General features: G+C 33.9%; 11 protein-coding genes. 3 read left to right on the top strand and 8 right to left on the bottom strand.

The window, feature by feature from the left end:
- Positions 1-43 precede the first annotated feature (43 nt).
- The gene (locus tag GIY83_RS07235) at positions 44-1,066 is read left to right on the top strand and encodes an LLM class flavin-dependent oxidoreductase (RefSeq protein ID WP_194619106.1); all 1,023 of its coding nucleotides are present in this window, start codon (positions 44-46) and stop codon (positions 1,064-1,066) included.
- 174 nt (positions 1,067-1,240) lie between these two features.
- Here the strand turns inward: GIY83_RS07235 and GIY83_RS07230 are convergent, their stop codons facing one another.
- On the bottom strand, positions 1,241-4,516 hold the full coding sequence (locus tag GIY83_RS07230; RefSeq protein WP_208686056.1) for an AsmA-like C-terminal region-containing protein: 3,276 nt from the start codon (positions 4,514-4,516) through the stop codon (positions 1,241-1,243).
- Positions 4,517-4,942: 426 nt separating this feature from the next.
- On the opposite strand from GIY83_RS07230, the gene GIY83_RS07225 reads away from it, so the two are divergent.
- Both GIY83_RS07225 and GIY83_RS07220 read left to right on the top strand, forming a co-directional pair.
- On the top strand, positions 4,943-5,662 hold the full coding sequence (locus GIY83_RS07225; protein WP_208686055.1) for a hypothetical protein: 720 nt from the start codon (positions 4,943-4,945) through the stop codon (positions 5,660-5,662).
- Positions 5,663-5,780: 118 nt separating this feature from the next.
- Positions 5,781-7,532 carry an alkaline phosphatase gene (locus tag GIY83_RS07220; RefSeq protein WP_208686054.1) on the top strand — a complete coding sequence of 584 codons (1,752 nt, stop codon included), beginning with the start codon at positions 5,781-5,783 and terminating at the stop codon, positions 7,530-7,532.
- A gap of 222 nt (positions 7,533-7,754) precedes the next feature.
- On the opposite strand, the gene GIY83_RS07215 is transcribed toward GIY83_RS07220, so the two are convergent.
- The 7 genes from GIY83_RS07215 to GIY83_RS07185 form a co-directional block, all read right to left on the bottom strand.
- On the bottom strand, positions 7,755-8,681 hold the full coding sequence (locus GIY83_RS07215; protein ID WP_208686053.1) for a glycoside hydrolase: 927 nt from the start codon (positions 8,679-8,681) through the stop codon (positions 7,755-7,757).
- 56 nt (positions 8,682-8,737) lie between these two features.
- Complete coding sequence (locus tag GIY83_RS07210) at positions 8,738-10,129, bottom strand: endo-1,4-beta-xylanase (RefSeq protein WP_208686051.1); 1,392 nt, start codon at positions 10,127-10,129, stop codon at positions 8,738-8,740.
- Between the two features lie 132 nt (positions 10,130-10,261).
- Positions 10,262-11,380: a hypothetical protein gene (locus GIY83_RS07205; protein ID WP_208686049.1), complete on the bottom strand. Its 1,119-nt coding sequence runs from the start codon at positions 11,378-11,380 to the stop codon at positions 10,262-10,264.
- Between the two features lie 8 nt (positions 11,381-11,388).
- On the bottom strand, positions 11,389-12,912 hold the full coding sequence (locus GIY83_RS07200; RefSeq protein ID WP_208686047.1) for a RagB/SusD family nutrient uptake outer membrane protein: 1,524 nt from the start codon (positions 12,910-12,912) through the stop codon (positions 11,389-11,391).
- 50 nt (positions 12,913-12,962) lie between these two features.
- On the bottom strand, positions 12,963-16,067 hold the full coding sequence (locus GIY83_RS07195; protein WP_194619123.1) for a TonB-dependent receptor: 3,105 nt from the start codon (positions 16,065-16,067) through the stop codon (positions 12,963-12,965).
- Between the two features lie 433 nt (positions 16,068-16,500).
- On the bottom strand, positions 16,501-20,655 hold the full coding sequence (locus GIY83_RS07190; protein ID WP_208686045.1) for a two-component regulator propeller domain-containing protein: 4,155 nt from the start codon (positions 20,653-20,655) through the stop codon (positions 16,501-16,503).
- Positions 20,656-21,119: 464 nt separating this feature from the next.
- Positions 21,120-21,434, bottom strand: a 315-nt coding sequence (locus GIY83_RS07185; protein ID WP_208686043.1) for a fibronectin type III-like domain-contianing protein, incomplete at its 5' end; no start/stop codon positions are given.

Raw genomic sequence — 21,434 nt, 5'->3', positions numbered from 1 at the left:
ATGATGCGTATATTTGAGATTATGAATAATAACAATGCGATCTATGAAAAAAATAGGATTTTTATCGTTTGGACATTGGACCAATCATCCTTCATATCAAGCTCGTACTGCAGGTGATACACTTCTTCAATCTATTGATTTGGCCGTTGCGGCAGAGGAAATAGGTATAGATGGTGCTTATTTTCGAGTGCATCATTTTGCACAACAACTGGCATCGCCTTTCCCTTTACTTTCGGCAATTGGTGCTAAAACAAGTAAAATAGAGATTGGGACAGGGGTGATTGATATGCGATACGAGAACCCTTTGTATATGGTGGAAGATGCTGGTGCAGCAGACTTAATTTCAGGGGGACGTTTACAATTAGGTATCAGTAGGGGATCTCCCGAACAAGTCATTGACGGCTGGCGTGCTTTTGGTTATGAACCTCTGGCTGGTGAAACAGATGCTGATATGGGACGTAAAAAAGCTTTGGAATTTTTGGATAAGCTTAGTGGAGTCGGATTTGCTGAACCAAATCCTTACCCAATGTTCCCAAATCCACCGGGATTATTGCGCCTTGAGCCACATTCAGATGGATTGCGGGAGCGAATCTGGTGGGGTGCAGCATCTAATGCTACGGCTGTTTGGGCGGCCGAAAACGGTATGCACCTGCAAAGTTCTACTTTGAAGTATGACGAGAATGGGAAACCTTTTCATATACAACAGGCAGAACAGATAAGGTTGTATAAGGAAGCCTGGAAAAAAGCAGGACATCAGCATGAACCAAGAGTTTCAGTAAGCCGTTCGATTTTTGCGCTGGTCAACGATCAGGACAAATACTATTTTGGAAATCAGGGCAGAGGCGCAGATAGTTTTGGAAATATTGAAGCCGATAAACGCGCAATCTTTGGAAAAAGTTATGCAGCTGAGCCGGAAAAACTCATCGCAGAACTGGCTCAGGACGAAGCTATTCAGGAAGCGGATACTTTGTTACTGACGATACCCAACACTTTGGGCGTTGACTACAATGTACATATACTTTCGTCTATTCTAAAATATATTGCCCCAGAGTTGGGCTGGCGTTAATTTGCTGGAAATAAATACAAATAAAAAGCCCCTTTTTGATTAAAGGGGCTTTTTGGCATCAGAATGATTTTTTTTTCGAAAAATAGTTTTTTCTGATAAAGTTCTAAATGCATTTTTAGAATATATCCTCTTTTTATTTTTTCAATTTATACTATTCAGAATTTACTACTGAGTTTATTTTATCGTATCTAAAATTTTTGAATTTGCAGGTGGTAGGTTTAAGGTGTCTTTTTGTCTAGATCTTCTAGGCTCTGGCGCTTGCAAGTTATTTAGTTCACTCTCTTCTGAAAAAGTAGTGTCTTCTTTAAATTTTCCGGTAGTAATTTTAAAATCATCTGCTGTACCTGTAATTTTCATAGGAACATTGATAAGTCCCATTGGTGGAAGACCTAATCGAAAACCAATATTTAATTTACCATCCATAGTAACCTGACCTTCAAGCTTACCTCTAAAAGTGGCCATTTTCATGGTTGTAGGCGTTATCGTCATTACGTTATTTTTAATGGTAGAGTGAATGGCAATTTTATTAAATGAAGCTTTTTCCAGATCAGCAGCATCGGCTTTTTTGGCTACATGATTTAAAAGTTTAAAGTTTTTAAATTTAATATCTTCCAGAGTCAGAGTTCCTTCTCCGTCTATAGATTTAAAATCAATATCCATATTTTGATCAATACTTCCCGCAAGCTGATAATCAAGAGATACTAAACCGTAGGCATCTTTGGCCATGCTCACCAATTCTGCAAAAATAGGAATCTCTGCATAGGCGCGTTGAATATCAAAATTACTGGCTTTAAAATTAGCATTGTATTTAGCCAATAATCGATGTTGGGCTTTATAGTCTCCTGTCATCGCTATTTTGGTACCAGCCATCTCAAAAGTGGCCTGAGTTACCTGAACTTTACGGTCGTTAATATCTAGGATTCCTGCAAAATCATTGATTTTATAAGTGTCGAATTGAAGGTGATTCACTTTTGCCGTAATTTTTAAATCTGCCGTTTTAGGAATTCTAATTACGTAATTTTTATTTTTAGTTGTAACATTTTCGGTGATAGCCTTTATTGCCGTAGAATCTGTTTTTTGTGCCATTTCTGCTTCAGCTTTACTGTCAGTATATTTGGCAATCATATCAAAAAACTCGTTTGCATTAATGTGATTGCTGGAAAGTTCAATCTCGGCTTTAAGCTTTTCATTAGTGTCACGCAGGTATTTACGATTAAACATATATCGTAAAAAATTATGGATATAGCCATTTAATACAACATCAGATTTGCCGTATGTGGCATTAAAATCCTCAAAACGCATTTTATCCTTAAAAAACTTAAATGTACCCTTAGAAATTTGAAACGTTTCCGGGAATAAAGCACTCTTGATTATAATGTTTTTAGCTTCGAGCTTTCCACCATTTTTTATGTTGTCATAATTTTTGGCATCTAAATCTTTTTTAGAACCTTTAGCGATAAGATTGGTCTGAATAATCCCTGAGACATTGACATCTTTGATCGGGAATATTTGAGTTAATTTACCAATATCCAAAGTTCCCTGGGTTTTGATATTATAAACTAAATCGTAAAGGTTAGTAACTTCTCCTTCTATTTTAAAAGGAGATCCAGCAAGAACAAATTCGACAGGTTGTAATTTTACATTCAAATCCTGTCCTGTACCTTTTTCGCTTGTAACAGTTGCGTTCAGGTTGATATTTTGTATTGGGATATTGGGGAATTTAAGTGATTTTAAATAGCCATTTTTAATAACTACAATGGTTTTAGAGGATGGATATTTTTTTTCTTTACGGTTTAAAACTCCGTGCATACTGACTTTTAAATTTAAATCTCCATTAACTTCCAGACTGTCTAGAGGGTAAAAATTATGTACCTGGGCCAGATTAATTTTAGATTCTAATTCCGTATCTACTGTAAAAGGATATAATTTATGAAGCGCAAAATTTCCGCGAATAAAATTATCCAGAGCTTCAATATTTAAATTGGTTACTTTACCTGTAACGTTACGTAAAATACTGTCTTTGGCCGTTAAGCTTAAATTGAGATTAATATTTTTTATAGCATCTTTTCTCTTTAGATCCTTTAGGTAGCCATTTTTTAAACTTGCATTTAACTGAAACTTAGGAATGCTTTTAATAATAGTATCTATTTTATTCAAACGGGGACTAAAACCCAAATCACGCAAAAATGTACCGTCGGCTTTTAGATCGATAGCAATGTCTCCACGAATATCAAGTTGGTTTAGGTTTAATGTTTCTTTAAATTTTGCTAAATCTAAATGGGATGAAATGGCGGTTTTAATTTTTAATTTTTTAAAGCCTTTTGAATGAAAATTAACGACCGTTTTTTTTCCATCCAGATTAAACGATAGGTTTTCTATATCAAATTTTAATTTATTAATATCTAAATCTTTAACCAAAGCGCTGGCATTGATATTAATCTCTTTTACAGGATTTTTAATTTTTTTATAAGCGATCGTACCGTTACTAATTTGTAAATCTGCAGAAACACTTGGTTTTTGCGATTGGTTTTGCATATACTTGCCGCGGGCTATAATTTTAAAATTGATATTCCCGGTAATAGCCATTTGTTCTTTCCACTTTTCATAAGAAGGAGGAACTATAGATAACATTTCTTCTAATGTAGAGTTTTTGGATTGCATGTGTAAATCAAAATCATATCCTCCTTTAATGAAAGCAAAATAGCCATTAAAAGAGAAAGGAAAGTTTTTGATGCGAATGTTATTGCGCTCAAACTTAAATTTAAGTTCTTTAGCATCCACATGAGTAATGATTTCGGCATTTATAGGTTTATTATGTACGTAATGAACGCCATCTGCACTAAAATCGAACGATTTTATTTTGATATGAGAGTTAAGATCAAAAATATCAGCGCTTAAATCTCCTTCTCCTTTATAATTAAGGTCTGTAATTTTAAAATCCAGAGGAGTACTTTTATCATTATAGGATATGTTTGTTTTATTAACGATAATACGTTTTATTTTAAATTCGGTGGTAGTAGTGTCTTTTGAAGTTTCGGACTGTTTTATAATATTAAAATTCGCATTTCCGCTTGAATCTATTTCAAAATTTAAATTTGCAGCGTCTAAATAAATAGCATCCAAAACAATTTTGCCTTTTAGTAAACTATAAAAATTAACTCCAACTGCTGCTGTTTTTGCCTTTACTACATTTGATGATGTAAACTGAACTTTTTTGTTATCGATACTAACATTTTTAGCATAAACAATTAAGGCAGGAAAGTGTTTAAAAACAGAAAGTCCAATTTCATCAAAAGATATTTTTGCATCGAGATTTTCGTTGGCAATACTTTCTATTTTATCTGTTATTTGATCTTTAAAAACATACGGAACAACCGTTAGGGTTATCAACAAAATTGCAAGTAGGGACACAATAAAAATTGTCGTAATTTTTAAAATCTTTTTAATCATTTTTTTATGGCGTTTATAAGGAATCAAAAATAGAGATATAATAAATGAGGAAGGATATGTAATAAGGCATAAAATTAGCAAAAAAAGACCATTTTAACCTGATTTGCTTAGATTTCTTCTTAACTCAGATAAATCGAAAAAGGCAATAATGCAATAAAAAGTTAATTATTACTTTGATAAAATAATTCGATTTATCAAGTTTCAAATTTAGTAGATTTGTAAGGTAACGCAGCAGCATTAGGATTAAGCTTTTTGATTTTTGATTTTTGATTTCGGAAATGTTTAGAATAAACACCTGAAGTCAAAAAAAGAATTATGTTAACAGAGAAATTCAAGGTTAACTTACTTAAAAAAGTTTTATGTTTTTATCTGCAGCAGGGATGCCTGATTTTAATTTTAATGATGTTTTATAACAATAACTAGTTGATGATTTATAACAAAGAAAATTTTCCTAAAATAATTTCAGAACGTAATTTAACTGCTACTATTTTTGTCTACATAATGTTCGGACTTTTGTTTCTTGCAATGCTTTGTTTATTAATAGCACTTCCGTTGAGTATTCAGCTGGAGCATAATAGTCCCATATCTACTGGCGAGATGATTTTCAACCTAATATATTTTCCCATACTTCTTTGGGTTTTTTGGGCTCTTTACAAGGATTACAAGCGTCAAAAACTTAAAAAAATCATCCATATTTCTATAGATCAGTACGGTATACATCATCATCAGTACGATGGCATTGTTTACAGTCTTTTATACAAGCAGCTCGAAAGCAGCACAGAAGCTTATGTAAGTGATATCGATAGAAAAATCGGAACAAAATATTCTCCGGGATATATTTTCGGTTTTAAGCAAGGTAAACAAATTCCCATTTATTTTTCTAAAGCAGAGAATGGACTGACTTATATCCCAAAAAACAAATATCATCTAATTGGCCATTTTCTGCAGGGCGTAACTTTATTTTGTCCTCATATAAAAATTTCTCAGGCTGTGTATGCTGATTATTTTATCAATCCTGCCACTTTTGAATTCAATAAAAAGGCACAAATAATTACCTATATATTAGTTTTTATTTTACTTATGATCATCCTGATTGCAATCGATTTATTTACAAAATATACTAAAGGCTTTTCGATATTGTTTTAAGTAAAGATCAATAACATATTATAGTAAATGGATTGTTAATATTAATGTAAGGTAATTTTAAAAATGCCATAACCTCTGTTTTAATATTACATTGTTTTTTTGATGTAAAAATTTTTTTATGGAAAATAACAATGATTTAAGCAGAAGAAGGTTTCTTAGAAATTCTTTATTGGCCGCTGGAGGAATTTTCATCGCTCCACTTATCGAAAGCTGTAGTGACGATGATAAAACGGATAATAGTGGTGCGCCAGAGGGAATGAAAAATGAAGGGTTTGAAACAGGTGTAGCCAGTTTTGACCCTACCGAAAAAGGAGTGATTATCTGGACAAGATATTCAATAGGTTCAGATGCTGAAATTACCTGGGAGATAAGTAAGGATGCCGCATTTTCTGAAGTAATACGAAAAGGGCAGGCCGGAGCATCTTCTGCGAATGATTTTACAATAGCGGTGGATGTTCAGAATATCCCTTCCAATACAAAGTATTATTACAGATTTTATAATGCCAAAACTAAACAAGTAAGTGTTACCGGAGAAACACGCACGCTGCCGTCTAAAACAGATAGTGTAAATGATGTAAAAATGGCTGTTGTTTCCTGTTCTAATTTTCCGGCTGGACTTTTTAATGTGTATGGAGCAATTGCTTCTTCAGATGTTGATGTAGTGGTTCATCTTGGAGATTATATTTACGAATATGCACCGGGACAGTACGGAACAAATCCTTTTACCAACCCGCTTGGCAGAGAACATAAACCCGCCAGGGAAATTACAAGCCTTAGCGATTACAGAGAGCGTTACAGACAATATAGAGGAGATAAACATCTTCAGCTTCTTCATCAGAAAAAACCTTTTATATGTGTTTGGGATGACCATGAGTTTGCTAACGATACCTATAAATCGGGTGCCGAAAACCATCAGCCTGCCGAAGGGGATTTTCAGATGAGAAAAATGGCAGCTTTCCAGGCCTACAGCGAATACATTCCGCTTAAAACAGGAAAAGATCTTAGAATTTACAGAAGCTTTAATTTTGGTACTATTCTTTCGCTCTATATGATGGATACCAGAGTTATAGCCAGAGATAAGCAGATGAGTTATGCTGATTATATTGATAATAGTGGGAATTTTGACCAGACAAAATTTAGAACAGATTTGTTAAGCACCAGCAGAAAATTAATTGGAAACGAGCAAATGACATGGCTGGGATCACAAATCAGTGCAGATACCGCTAAATGGAAAGTATTGGGCCAGCAGATCCTGATGACAAAAATGCTGATTCCTGCAGAGTTGTTGCTGCTTTTGAACCAGGTTTTAGCAGAAGTGGATCATTTTGGAAGTGCACAGCCGGCGACCATGCAGGCGCTTATTAGTGCAATTTCTGCACTTGTTGTTATTAAAATGAGACACAAACAAAATGACCCTTCTTTAACCGCTCAGGAAATTGCGAGAATTACGACAACTTTGCCGTATAATCTGGATGCCTGGGATGGTTATTTTGCAGAAAGAGAACAATTGTATGCGATGCTTTCCGGGAAGAATGTTGTGGTTTTAGCCGGAGATACTCATAATGCATGGATGGGTAAACTCACCGATATGCAGGGTAATTTTATAGGAACTGAAATAGCATGCAGTTCTGTTTCATCACCAGGATTGGAAGCTTATCTGGGAATTACCTCAGACCCTGCAAAAGCTGTAGAATTAGCACAGGCATTTACAGTACTCATAGATGATTTAGAATATGCAAATTTGTATAAACGAGGATATACATATCTTAAATTTACATCATCTGGTTCTGAAGCTGAATGGCGATTTGTAGATAGTGTAACAAGTGAAACGACCAATACTGTAACAGAAAAAAAATATACTATAGCATAGAAATCTCAATAAGCACTGCTTGAAGTTTTTTAAGAAGTGTCAAAAAAAATGAGTGAATTCAATCGGAACAGGAGTAATCGTGTTCCGATTTTTTTATACTGTACATTGTCTTAATAATGTAATACAAATTCAGCTGAAGCATTTTTTGAATTTAGAATTTTCACTATTAAAATTGATCCATAAAAAAAGCCCTAATTTTCATTAGGACCTTTATAGTATAAATTAGATTGGTCTTTTGTAAACTGTTACATCATCTACCCACATCATTACAGTGGAAAACAAATTGATTTTATTAGGATCAATAAAATTGGAGTCTTTTGATCCCACATTTAGATTAAATATAATCGAATGCGGCCCGAAATTATTTAAGTTAAGATTTCCTGCACTACTATTGGTATATGTTGAAATGGTTACATTATCAACTTTTATAGTTACTGTTACGACATTGTCTTTCATTTTCCAGAAGGATTCATATAAATGCCATCCGCCATTTGCGTTTATATCAAAATTACCTGGATAGTTTCTTTCGGCAGAATTCCCTAATTGGTTTGTTCCGCTAGAAGTTCCATAAAAAAGATTTGAAGCAAAGCGACTTGAATTAGGCGCAAAAGAATAACCTTCCATGATGTCAATTTCTCCTTTGGTTGGCCAGGCATTTTGCTGCACGGACCAGAAGGCAGGCCAGGCACCGTAAGTTTGTGTGAAAGACTTGTAATTTCCGCCATCCATCGCTACTAGTTTAATATTGGCAGAAAGCATATACTCTGTATTATTTTCAGGTTTATATTGATAATGAGAAGAAATAAATCCGGATTGATATTTGTACGTGCTCAATTTCGTAGTCTTGATTTCCAAACATTGTTTTCCATCTCTCCATTGCGTAGTTGGCACTGAGCTGGCATAGTCACAATACCACGAATTATAGTCTGCTCGCTGTTCTTTTGTCCATTGCGATAAACTTGAACCTACATCAAATGTATCTTCAAATTGTTTGACCCATGGCGTACTGGCTACTTTGCTTGTACTGGTTTTTGTACTCGCATTTGCAGATTGGTCTTTGGCTGCCGGGGTTACATCATCTGCGCAGGAAGCAAATCCTAAACCTAATACATATGTCACTGTTAACGCTAATAAATTTAATTTTTTCATAATTTATTTTTTTGGTTTATCAATAGTTGAAGTAAAGTAGTATAGTTTTAAAAAATTTAATCTAAACCTTCCAGAAATCCAGTATGAGCGCTTTTAATGGCAAAATTGGAGTCGTACAATAAAGGCCAGTCATCTCCCGGGTGGTTAAGTTCTGTACTAAACGGAATCCAGGATTCATTATCTTTCATTCCCCAAACCGTTAAGGCATATTTGCTTGCTGCAGGAAGCCCATTGTAGATTTTTACGATCTCTTTGTATTTTTCTTTTTGAGCCAGTCTTCTTTCGTTGGTAAAAGCCGTAATGTCATTCGACTGATTTACCTGTATGTCTAGTTCCGAAACATGAATTTTCAGCCCTTTTGCTACAGCTCTGTTAAGATCGGTTTCTATTTGTGCTTTTGTTGGGCTTAAATAGGTGTTATGCATTTGAAAACCAACACCATCAATAAGATTATTTGCTTTTAAATCATCGACAATACTAAAAACTTTGTCTTGTTTTGGAATATTAGTTGAGGTTGCATAATCATTATAAAACAACAATAATTTGGTATCCCCTGCTGCAATAGCTGCATTTTTAGCCCACTGAAAACAATCTTTTACATAATTGGCTCCCATTCGCTGAAGAAAAATAGTATTTCTCATGGCACCGCCGTTGTCATCTACGGCTTCATTAACAACATCCCAGGATTTTACCTTTCCTGCATAATGAGTCACAACATCTGTAATGTATTTTTTAACCTCTGCTGCAAATTCGGCGTCAGTTCCGGAATAATTCTTTAGCCACGTTGGTACTGAATTATGCCATACCAAAGCATGACCGTGAACATTGATATTATTTGTATTTCCGTAAGCCACAATTTTATCGGCTACAGTCCAGTTGTAAACACCGCTTGCTGTAGAAATCTGGTCCATTTTCATCTCATATTCGGCAGAAATACTGCTGAATTCATTTTTCAAAATAACATCATAAGGACTTCCGTTGGTTAATTGCGAGGCTTTTATCGCCATACCTATAAAAAACGGATTAGCGAGTTTGTTTGCTTTTACTTTTAAAAATGTAGGATCTTCAGGAATGTTGCTGGAACCCGTAGTTACAACGCTGATAACATTCGAATATCCTGAAATTTCAGTTTCTGTTTTGGCTCTAACCCTGTAATAATACTGAGTCCCACCTGTTAAGCCCACTACAACTTCGTTTAGATCTGTAACAGGTTTTGCATTATAATTGGGAACAAAAGTGGTAAAATTTTCGTTTGTCGAAACATCCAAAAGATAGCTTTTAGAATTTGAAACATAATTCCATTTGGCTTTAAAACCATGATCGTTTACCTCTTTTGGTGCGTTTGCAACTGGCGTTTCTAAACCAGCAACAGCTTGGTTGTCGTCTTTAGAGCAGGCATTTAGAAAAAAGAAAAAGCTGGCCAGCACTAGTAAAAATTTAATTTTCATACTGTTTTTTTATTTTAGAATATCCTTATTGTTAAGGTGAATATTCTTGTTTTATATTTTCTGTTTTATAAAGAGGCTGTTTTTTTTGATTACAACCTCTTTTTTGCTGAGAGCTTAAAATGCAATCATTAATTATTTGTAACGAACCTTAATGTTATCGTATTTTATTACACTTGGATTAGGTGTATCTGATTGAACTATTCCTACTTTGATTTCATTAACTTTAGAAGCGTCCAGCGTAGTGGCAGGATCTCCAAATCCATAATTATCTTTAAAATCAGCCAATTTTATGGTCTTGGTAGTCCAGTTAATATCGGTTATTTTAAAATTATAGCCATAGTTTTTATTATCAATCGTATTTAATTGAATGGCAAATTGAGCGCCTACAACATTGGCACTTACGTCAATATCTATAAATGTTTTTGTTGCATCATTATTCGAGGCGCTTAGGAAATTAGCTCCACCGCCTGCACTACTTCCGTTATAGCCATTGGCTGTTGAACCAGCCCAGACAAGTGTTGCATAATTACCTGTTGGGCCATCTGCAGTATTTGCGTTAAAACTATCTTTATCTCCATAAGCATCCCAATTGGTTCTTGTACCATTTCCATCAAAATCAGATACAATAACAATAACTTCCGGAGTAACAGGAGGTAGAAGCTGTATTACTTTTTTTGCAATACCTCCCGGTGTAGTAAGTACAAACTCTGAACCAAAAACGGCATCTGCAGGCACACCAATAATAATTGAAGAAGATGATTTTAGAGTATAACTCACTTCTTTTCCTGCCAAGGTTACCGATGAAATATTATAAAACCACGTTCCTTGAATTTCCAGCGGAAATCCCGGAGTTGCTACAGCAGGATCTGTTTTTGTAAGGGTAGGAACGGGCTGTAAAATCTCAATGTTTTTAGTTACTGAACCAGTTGCTGTTTCAAATGTAATGGGCTGTACACCAAATCTGCTACCTAGTTTATCATCAAAAGGAATAGTGAAAATAAATGATTTATCTGAATTGTAGTTTGCATTGAAACTGATATTAATTTTATTATCCAGTGTAATCTTTTTTAATCCCTCTAAACCCTGACCTTCGACTCTGACTTTGTTTGATGGAAAGGCCTGATTGAGTAAATCTCCTGGTTCTGCAACCATTGCATCTACATTTGAAGTCACTGCATCATCATTTTGGCAAGCTGTAAAAGAAGCTAATGCGAAAAGAATTAGAACTCTATATTTTATTTTATTGATCATAGTATAAGTTAATTAAAGTTAAAAGGAACCGGAGGCTCTAATAATGATGGATTAGTATCAATAGCAGACTGCGGTAATGGCAGTTCGAAATAATTACTTCCCGGAGTTATTTTTATCGAAACCAAATCGGTTCTGTCATCATCTGAATAAAAACCAACTTCCTGCTGCGAAATAACTGCTGTTGCCTGGGCAAGGCCACGACGTTTTAAATCGAAGAAATATTGTCCTTCAAGAGCAAACTCCACTCTTCTTTCGTTAAATAAATCATTTCTTGTAAGGATCATTTTTGGAGGTAATCCGGCCCTTGATCTTACTTCATTAAAAGTACTTAAAGCAGCTGCAGAAGTTGTAGAGGGTGCTCCGGCCAAAATAGCCTCAGAATTCATTAGTAAAACATCAGAATATCGCAGTATAATCGTATTTTGTGACGTTCTCATAAAAAACACATCATTTCTTTCTGCTGCAGAACCTACAATGTATTTTCTGAAATTAGCTGCTGTCGAAGAGTATATTTTTTTATAAAGAAACCCCCCCTGACTTTTTAATAATTCAGGATAATAGTCGCCATCTGTCATAATAGTACTCTTTTTTCTGGTATCATTTGGCTCAAAGCTACCTTGCAATGAGATAGAAGGAAGGTAAACTCCCCATCCGTCACCACCGCCAGTAATTCCTGTGCCTCCGGGAACTATATACGCCTGATTGGTATTTTGCGTTCCCCATTCAGTAGCAATAGCTTTCCATTGCAGGGCAAACATGCTCTCGTTACTATTATTATTCTCCGGACTGCTAAATAAGTTTCCGTAATCCTGAATTAAAACATATTGGTTTCCAATAATTTTCTGGGTTAAAGCGGCACATTCTGCATATTCATTCAAAGTCAAATGCACTTTTGCAAGAATACCCATGGCAGTGAATTTGGTAACATATCCTTTTTTTACGGATCTTTCAGGTAAATTTTCGACAGCATATTCTAAATCTTGTTTGATGAATTTATAAACATCTGCAATAAGATTTCTTTTTGGCTGTGGGGCAGAACCTGCTTTGCTAATTATAGGAACAGCACCAAAAGTTCTTACCAGATAGAAATAAGCATTGGCTCTCATAAATCGTGATATTGCAATAGCATTTTTATACGATGCTTCAGGCAATTCACTTTTTCTGTCTTCGACTAAACTCATTAAATTATTCGACTGATCGATAACCGAAAACAACGAAACATATCCTTCTGTAAGGATCGGGTTTTGCGAGGTTACCTGAGCATCTTTAAATTGTGAATAAGCACCATCAAATGTAAAGGCGTTGCCCGCGTACATATCCCCAACTGCAATAAGGAATTTATCATTAAAGGTAAACCAGGGTTTAAAATACAAACTCTCAGCGATTCCGTCAAAAGCCGTGACTCCTTCAGGTAAATCGGCTGGTGTTAATTGATTCTCAGATGGCGCATCCAAAAAATCATCTGAACAGGAAAATAAAGACAGCAATGGTATGAGCATTCCCATCATAAAAAGTTTAAAAAGTTTTTTCATAACTATTTTTTTATGTTAACGATTAAGTCAAATGTGTTTTATTATCAATTTTAGAATTCCAGATTCAATCCCAAAGAAGTGGTTCTTGGCACAGGATAACGTCCTAAATCAATACCGCTTAAGGTTATGTTTTGGTCTAAATTTCCCAGCGCAGGATCGAAACCTGAATATTTTGTAAAAGTGTATAGGTTCTGAACATTCACATACAATCGTACTTTAGATATAAAAGAATTTTCGAATATTTTGTTTGGTAAATCATAGCTTAAAGAAACATTCTGAATTCTTAAATAAGAACCATCTTCAACAAATCTATTGGAGATTCTTCCGTTACCATTTGGGTCATTAAGGGTAATTCTTGGTACAGTTGTATTTTCGTTTACTCCGGCTTCAAAAGCATTTGATACTTCGGTACTAACATTTCCAAATCGGTCTCCAAATCCAGGATAAATACCATCAGTATAATGACGTGTAAAATTATAAATCTGGTTGCCCTGACTTCCTGTTAAGACCACAGATAAAGTAAGGTTTTTGTATTTGAAGTTATTTGTAAAGGCATACGTAAAATCAGGAATTGCATCTCCTATGGCAGTCTGATCTTTAGCATCAATTTTGCCATCGCCGTTAAGATCTTTAAAACGAATATCTCCAATTCCTGTTCCTGTTTCCTGAATAGGTCCTGTTGCTAATTCAGCTGCATTTTTAAATAATCCGTCAGTCACATATCCATAAAATTGTCCTACCGGTTGTCCTTCTGTTGTTCTGGTAACGTTGTATAAATCAAATTGAACTTTTCCCAGTAAAGATTTTCCTTCGCCTTGAAATCTGGTAAGTTCATTATTATATTTTGAAAAAATAATGGTACTATCCCAGGTGAAATTTTCCGTTACGATATTTCTTGTATTTAAGGTAAGTTCGATTCCTTTTGTGACAATTTCACCTGTATTGAGGTAATAATTAAGTGCACTTTGATTCGATTCATCATTGATTTGTTTGGTAAGGAAATCAGATGAATTTTTGATATAATAATCGAAATCTAATTTTACTCTGTTATTCACCATAGCTATTTCAAAACCAGCATTGAAAGATTTTAGTGATTCCCATTTTATATCCGGATTTCCTAAGTTATCTATAGTTGGAGATACGCCTCCAAAAGGAGATGAAAGCAACGACAGAATAGTTTGATATCTGTTTGCCGGAATATTTTGATTTCCTACAAGACCGTAACCGGCTCTAAATTTCAGGTAATTGATGTTCTTTGTTAAAGGCTCAAAGAATCTTTCATTACTAACGGTCCAGCCTCCTGAAAATGATGGAAAATAACCCCATTTATTATTGGGTCCAAAGTTGGATGAAGCATCTGCTCTTAAAGAAGCTGAGAAAGAATATCGATCAGAAAAACTATAATTTAATCTTGTTATATAAGATGCCATAGACCATCTGCCAGAACCATTTCCGTTAAGGGCAGTATCAATATCACCAATATTTAAGTTCGTGAAATCTTTACTCAAAAACTCACCCGTTCTGTAACCGCTTAGGTATTCATATCGGCTTTCCTGCGCTTCCTGACCTAATAAAAAAGTAAAGTTGTGTTTCTCGTTTATCGTTTTATTATACGTCAGATAGTTTTTAATGTTCCAATAATAACTTTGATCTTGTTGTTTGAATGACTTGTTTAAAAGTTCAGATACGTTTCCTAAGGTGTATTTAGGTACAAAAGTGCTGCTTTTTGCAAAATTCAGATCGTATCCTAATTCAGATCTGAAAACCAATCCTTTGATGATTGTAAAATCAGCAAATAAATTACCATTAATTTTAAATCTTTCTGTAGTGGAATTATTGTATTCAGCCAAAGCAATTGGATTTGTAGCTTCATTTGCAGAAGATCCCAAACCGCTTGTTGGTCCTGCATAAGAACCATCGGGAGTTCTAACTGGTAATTCAGGAGATTGTCTTAAAGCATTCATTACTAAACCACCTCTGTCGTCGTTTCTCACTACTTGCTGAGATGATTTACTTACAGATAGGTTGTTACCAATTTTCAGCCATGATTTAACATTAGAATCTACATTTAATCGCATTGATAATCTGTTGAAATTGGAGTTGGAAACAATTCCTTCCTGATCAAAATAATTCAATGAGGTATAGTAACGTGTTCCGTCTTTTTCGCCAGAGAACGACAATTGATGGTTGTACAATGTAGCGGTTCTAAAAAGTTCATCCTGCCAGTTTGTTCCCTTGCCTAATAAATCCGGTTTTTGATATTGAAAAGGAACAGGTTCACCATTTAGTTTGAAAATTTTCGCCTGATATTTAGCATATTCAGGTAAGTTTAAAACATCAACAGTATTAGTTATTTGCTGAGTAGCCAAATAGGTTTCATAAGTAAATTTTGATTTTCCTTTTTTTCCTTTTTTAGTGGTAATCAAAACAACACCGTTTGCACCATTCGCACCATATATGGCTGTTGCCGATGCATCTTTTAAGATATCAATAGTTTCGATATCCGAAATGTTGATACCCGATAAAGCGGAGTTTTTAGTTTGCCCGTTTCCTCCGCCCAATGCGCTGAACGAAAATGTCTCGTTGTTTTTATCTGCAAAAACTGGTGTTCCGTCAATAACATATAATGGTTCATTACCATTAATAGAAGTAATTCCTCGAATTTGAACAGAAATTCCTCCTCCGGGAGTTCCTGAATTTTGAGTAACATTTACACCCGCAGCTTTACCTACAAGTGCCTGATCGATAGAAGTAAAGGGTTTGTCCTGAATCTCAGAAGCCTTAATAGAGGAAACGGCACCATTGATATCTTTTCTTTTTGAAGTTCCGTATCCAATAACCACAACTTCATTTAATTTCTCGAGATCGTTTACCATAACCACCTGCATCACAGATTTAGTATCTGCCGGCAATGATAAATTTTTATATCCTACATAACTAAAAAGCAACAGCGCTTTTGGTTCTACATTATTTAAAACAAAACTACCGTCAAAATCGGTAACTGTTGCGTTTTTTGTTCCTTGTACTATTATACTAACACCCGGTAGGCTGGTTCCGCCTGATGTTACTTTACCTTTAATAGTTTGAGCAAAGAAAAAATTTCCCCACATGCATACTATTAAACACAATAGTTTTTTTAACATTCTTTTCTGCATAAAATTTGGTTTAGAGTTTAAGTTAAATAATTAGTTAGAAAACATTTAATGGAAAGGTCTTTTGCAAGGGCATCATTTAGAAAAATGACGGCGGAACTTTTTCTTAAATATTTCTTAACGAAAGTAGAATCTAGAGGTGTGCTATTGTAGAATAGATGAAGCATATTGTGCAACAGATGATGCAAAAAAAACATCAGACACCCTATTACGGCTCGAAAAGAGCCTAAAACCATAAAAATAGCTACTGAGATATTGCTAAAATTTTTGGTTAAAAAATATTGTTTGTTTAAAAAAAAGAGATAATATTTTTGATATATGGATTTTTATTTGGTTTTAAATCCATTCTTTTTTGAGAAAATTGCCTGACAAAAAAAGAGCCCGACTATACAATCGAAGCTCTTTTTAATGGCATTATTATATTGGAACAATTACTTTATTCTTTTGGTCTTTTTTCCTGTGTAGGCAAATGTCCGTATTTGATTTTATAACATTTTGCAAAATAGGAGGGAGAAGTAAAACCTACTTTATAGCTAATTTCATTAATATTACTATTTCCTTTCTCGATTAGTTGTTTGGCTTTTTCTAATCGTACATTTCTAATAAACTCATTGACCGAAACTCCTGTTAAAGTTTTTATTTTTCGATACAACTGACTTCTGCTCAAATAGATTTTAGAAGATAAAAGTTCGACAGTCAATTCAGGTTCGCTGATGTTTTCATTAATAAAATGCAGGATTTTTTGAATGAATTCATTATCCAGCGAAGTTGTTTTTTCTTTACCGTCTTTGGTGATTCCGCTGTAGAATTTCTTGAACATGATTTGTCTGCTTGTAATAAGCTGTGCCAGACTTGATTTTAAAATGTCTAACTCAAATGGTTTACTCAAATACATATCAGCGCCGGAATCAATTCCTTCCAGTCGGTCTTTTACCATTGCTTTTGCCGATAGCATTAACAAAGGAATATGACTCGTTTTTAAATCGCCTTTTATGTTTTTACACAATTGCAGCCCATCCATAACCGGCATAATAACATCTGTAATAATTAAATCTGGCAATTTCTCAACCGCAATTTCATAGCCTTTCTGACCATTTTCGGCCACAATAACCTTGTATAATTTGTTTAGTTCATTTTTGAGATAATTTCTTAATTCAGGATTATCTTCCACAATTAAAACAGTATATGGTTTTGCAGTTTCGAAAACATTATCTTCGATGTTTTCATTGGTAAACTCATCATCCTCAGATGGATCATTAGCGGATTGAGACAGAAATTTATTTTTATTTTTTTCTATTTTAAAAACCTCGTCGACTACTTCATTTTTCTTATAAAAAGATTTACCCAAAGGAAAAGTTACCGTAAATTTTGTGCCTTGTCCAACTTCACTTTCAACATCAATTTTACCTTTATGTAGTTCGATAAATTCTTTTACGACCTCCAGACCAATTCCGGTGCTGCCGTAGTAATCTTTATTTACATTATTGACCTGATAGAATCGGTCAAAGATTCGGTTGAGGTCTTTTTTGCGAATTCCTGAACCCGTATCTGTAATGGTTATCGAAAAAGAGGGAACTTCAATGCCCTTAATTAGCAGCGCATTATCGGCATCTGATTTATTAATAGAAACGGTAATAGCACCGTTATCCGGAGTAAATTTAAATGCATTTGAAATAATATTAAACAGTATTTTTTCCAGCATTTTAGGATCTAGCCAGTCTTCAAGCTCTTCAAATTCAGATTCAAAATTAATGGTGATATTTCGCGCAGCAGCTTCTTCATCAAAATAACCGATGATTCCTTGCGTAAAAGCTACGACTTCTATTTTTTTGGCCTGAAGGAAAATTTTATTAAACTCTAATTTATTAAAATCCATAAGCTCGTTGATTAGTCTGGAAAGCCTGTCGGAACTTTTGTGTACGATTTTTAATTTATTACGTATTTCCGGTGATACATTTTTACTTTTTAAAATATCTTCCAGCGGATTAATAATGAGTGTTAATGGCGTTCTGAATTCATGCGAAATATTAGTAAAGAATTGTAATTTCTTATTGTTTAATTTCTCTGACTGAATGTTTTTTTCTTTTTCTAAAATTATTGCTTGTTTGGCTTTAAAACGATTTTGATAAATTTTATTGAGGTATATCATCAGGAAAACTAAAATAGAAGTGTATAATAAATAAGCCCAAAAGGTTTTCCACCACGGAGGAAGGATTTTTATTTTTAATTCTAATGGAGTATTGCTCCAGGAACCATCTGCATTTGCCGATTTTACTTTAAAAACATAATCGCCCGGCGCCAGATTGGTATAAGTTGCCGTTCTGTTATTACTCACATAATTCCACTCTTTTTCAAAGCCTTGTAAATAATAGGCATATTGGTTTTTTTTAGAATAATTATAATTAATTCCCACATATTCAATCGTAAAAACCGATTGTGTGTAGTTGAGAATAATTTCTTTAGTTTGGGAAATTACTTTGCTTAAGGGCGAGGAATCTTCATTTGGTTTTACAGATTTATTGAACAATTTGAAATCGCTGAAATACAATTTTGGCGCTTTTTCTGTTTTTTTGATCTCGTTAGGATTAAAATAATTTACTCCTTCATAACTGCCAAAATACAACTCTCCATTTCCATCTTTAAAAACCGCATTATTATTAAAATCGTTATCAACAAGACCATCATCTTTAGTAAAATTGGTACTTTTTTTATTTTTGAAATCAAGTTTTGTTAAACCTGAGCCACCGCTTATCCATAAAGATCCGTTGTTGTCAGAAATTATAGCGCGAACAGATTTTTCTTTAAAACCCGCAAAGTTATTATAGTTCGAAAATGTCTTGTCTTTTTTATTATAATTGAACAATCCTTCGCCATCTGTTCCTATCCATATCGTTTTATCGTTAGACTCATAAATCGATAAAATAGTCTGAATGCTGTTGTACTTCGTTTTGTCTTTGAACATGGCATCACGCATATTGGTCACTTTAAAATCAGAATCGTTTTTTAAACTTACCTGATACAAGCCTAAAATTGTTCCTACCCACAAAACATTATCAGAGTCTACAAAAACTTTACGAATAAAAGCGTTGTCTAAAGCGTTTTCTGTAAATGATTTTGATTCACAATGAATAAATGTATTGTTCTTATTATCATAATAATGCAATCCTTTTATAAAAGTTCCAATCCAGATTCGGCCTTTTGAATCTTCTGAAAAACTAAAAACACGATTCGATTTTAATCCCGAAGTATTTGCTGTATTGTAGTTTATGAATCGGGTAGTGCCATTTTTCAAAAAGTAGATACCGCGATCCCAGCTTCCTATCCAGATATTTTGTTTACTGTCTATAAATATGGACTGAATATCAACAGCATCCAAACCGGAATAGTAGCTTTGATTGTTTTTGTTGACATGAATGTAGCTTTTGTTGTTAAGATTATAAATATCGAGACCTCCGCCTTCATTACTGATTAACAGATTTCCTTTTTTATCTTTTATAATCGAAGTGACATAACTGGTTTGAAGTGAATTATCGTTGTTTACTTGCGATTCAAGAGAATTGAATTTGTTATTGGGTTTGTCAAATACCCCAAGTCCTTTATTAAAATAGCCCAACCAAAGTCGCTTTTCTTTATCCTCGTATAAAGACCAAACCGAATTAGATTTTAAACTAAAGTCATTATACTTACTATGCAAATATTTTTGGAGTACTTGCCCTTTATAATTTACGACCAATAATCCGTCATTTTCGGTACCGCAAATGATATAGTCGTGACTGCTTTCTAGAATTGATAAGATTTTGTTTTTGGTAATAGTATAATTTTCAAATTGATAATTATCTGTTTCTGGTTTAATTTTTATCAGACCGCTTTCAGTGGTTCCCAGCCATATATATCCGTATTTATCTATAACAAGATTTTCGATATCATCTAATAAGGGTTCTCTTTTAAATTTGTCTTTATAAACCTGCTTGAGTTTTCCGTTTAAATCAAGTTCTAAAAGTCCATAACTCGTTCCCAGATAAATAATACCCCGTTTATTTTTTACCGAAGATTTTATTAGAAAATTAAATTTGTCCAACACCTTTGAGGGAATCAGGGTAGTTTTTAAAGTTTTTTTATTGAGTTTGAATAATCCAAAACCATAAGTCCCCAGAATTAAATTACCATTATTATCCTCTATAATTGTCTTTACAGTAATAGGCTCGTCATAACCTTTTCTAATTACATCTTCAATATTGATTTTAGTAAAATTATCTAAATCCCTGTTGTACAAACATAAACCGTCATCGGTACCCACCCATAAGTTATTATCAGAATCAATAAAGGTTGCATAAATAAAGTTACTGTTTAGTGAGCCGGGCTTTTTATTGTATTCATATCCAAAATAATTTACTCCATCATATCGATACAAACCTGTGCCGTTTGTACCTATCCAAATAAATCCATTTTTATCCTGAATAATTGAAGAAATGGCTCTTTTTGAAGTAGTTTCCTGTATGCTTCTAAATTGGTAATTGTCAAATTTATCCTGAGCAAACAGGCAATTTAAACCTGTAAAAAAGCATACAAGAATATATTTAATATTTTTCATTTACATTTTGATGTTATTATTTATCAACTCTGATTGAAAATAAAATGCGCAATTGATTCTTTTTTATAAGCTAATTAAGAGTTGAAATGTGCCCGTAGGCACCAATATTGGTAATCATTATAGATTCGAAATATACTGGCGTGCCTTTAGGTACGCAACAAAATGATAACTATTGCGTACCTAAGGCACGCTAAATTTATTGCGATTTATTTTTTCTACCAATATTGAGTGCCTAATGGCACAAATTGTAGACTTTCAACTATGGATTCGCATAATATATAAAGCAATATAAATAAAAGTAAATTAGAGACTTAATTTTTTTTATCTAAATATTTCCTATTGCCAAAAAACCTGAGTAAGATTATTGCCCTTTTGGGGATAATCATACTCAGGCTGTAAAGTTGTTTTAAAAAAAAACTATACTATCCGGTTCTATTATGTGTTTAATTTTTTTTTTAAAGACTTTATTTTAATTCAAATTTACTGGTAAGACCTTCATTTGAATTCCATCCAACCATTATATTGAACAAGCCAGGTTCTGTTAAAAATTTGCCTTCATTGTCATAAAAACCAATTTCCTTTTCTGTCAATGTAAATTGAATGGTTTTAGTTTCTCCCTTTTTTAATTCAACAAGTTCAAAACCTTTTAATTCTTTTACGGGTCTTACAATACTGGCAACAGGGTCGTTTATATACAACTGAGCGACCTCTTTACCATCATAGTTTCCAGAGTTGGTAACATCAACGCTTACTTGGATTTTTTCTCCTTTTGCAAAAGT

The organism is Flavobacterium sp. SLB02 (assembly GCF_009664855.1).
In the GTDB taxonomy this organism is placed as follows: Bacteria; Bacteroidota; Bacteroidia; order Flavobacteriales; family Flavobacteriaceae; genus Flavobacterium.
The sequence above is the reverse complement of the archived record's forward strand: the minus strand, read 5'-3'. Positions and strand labels throughout refer to the sequence as shown.

What these genes read in the sequence shown, in the direction of transcription:
- GIY83_RS07220 (WP_208686054.1), top strand. Translation starts at nt 5,781, where the DNA reads ATGGAAAATAACAATGATTTAAGCAGAAGAAGGTTTCTTAGAAATTCT.
- GIY83_RS07235 (WP_194619106.1), top strand. Translation starts at nt 44, where the DNA reads ATGAAAAAAATAGGATTTTTATCGTTTGGACATTGGACCAATCATCCT.
- GIY83_RS07200 (WP_208686047.1), bottom strand. Translation starts at nt 12,912, where the DNA reads ATGAAAAAACTTTTTAAACTTTTTATGATGGGAATGCTCATACCATTG.
- GIY83_RS07210 (WP_208686051.1), bottom strand. Translation starts at nt 10,129, where the DNA reads ATGAAAATTAAATTTTTACTAGTGCTGGCCAGCTTTTTCTTTTTTCTA.
- GIY83_RS07205 (WP_208686049.1), bottom strand. Translation starts at nt 11,380, where the DNA reads ATGATCAATAAAATAAAATATAGAGTTCTAATTCTTTTCGCATTAGCT.
- GIY83_RS07225 (WP_208686055.1), top strand. Translation starts at nt 4,943, where the DNA reads ATGATTTATAACAAAGAAAATTTTCCTAAAATAATTTCAGAACGTAAT.
- GIY83_RS07215 (WP_208686053.1), bottom strand. Translation starts at nt 8,681, where the DNA reads ATGAAAAAATTAAATTTATTAGCGTTAACAGTGACATATGTATTAGGT.
- GIY83_RS07195 (WP_194619123.1), bottom strand. Translation starts at nt 16,067, where the DNA reads ATGCAGAAAAGAATGTTAAAAAAACTATTGTGTTTAATAGTATGCATG.
- GIY83_RS07190 (WP_208686045.1), bottom strand. Translation starts at nt 20,655, where the DNA reads ATGAAAAATATTAAATATATTCTTGTATGCTTTTTTACAGGTTTAAAT.
- GIY83_RS07230 (WP_208686056.1), bottom strand. Translation starts at nt 4,516, where the DNA reads ATGATTAAAAAGATTTTAAAAATTACGACAATTTTTATTGTGTCCCTA.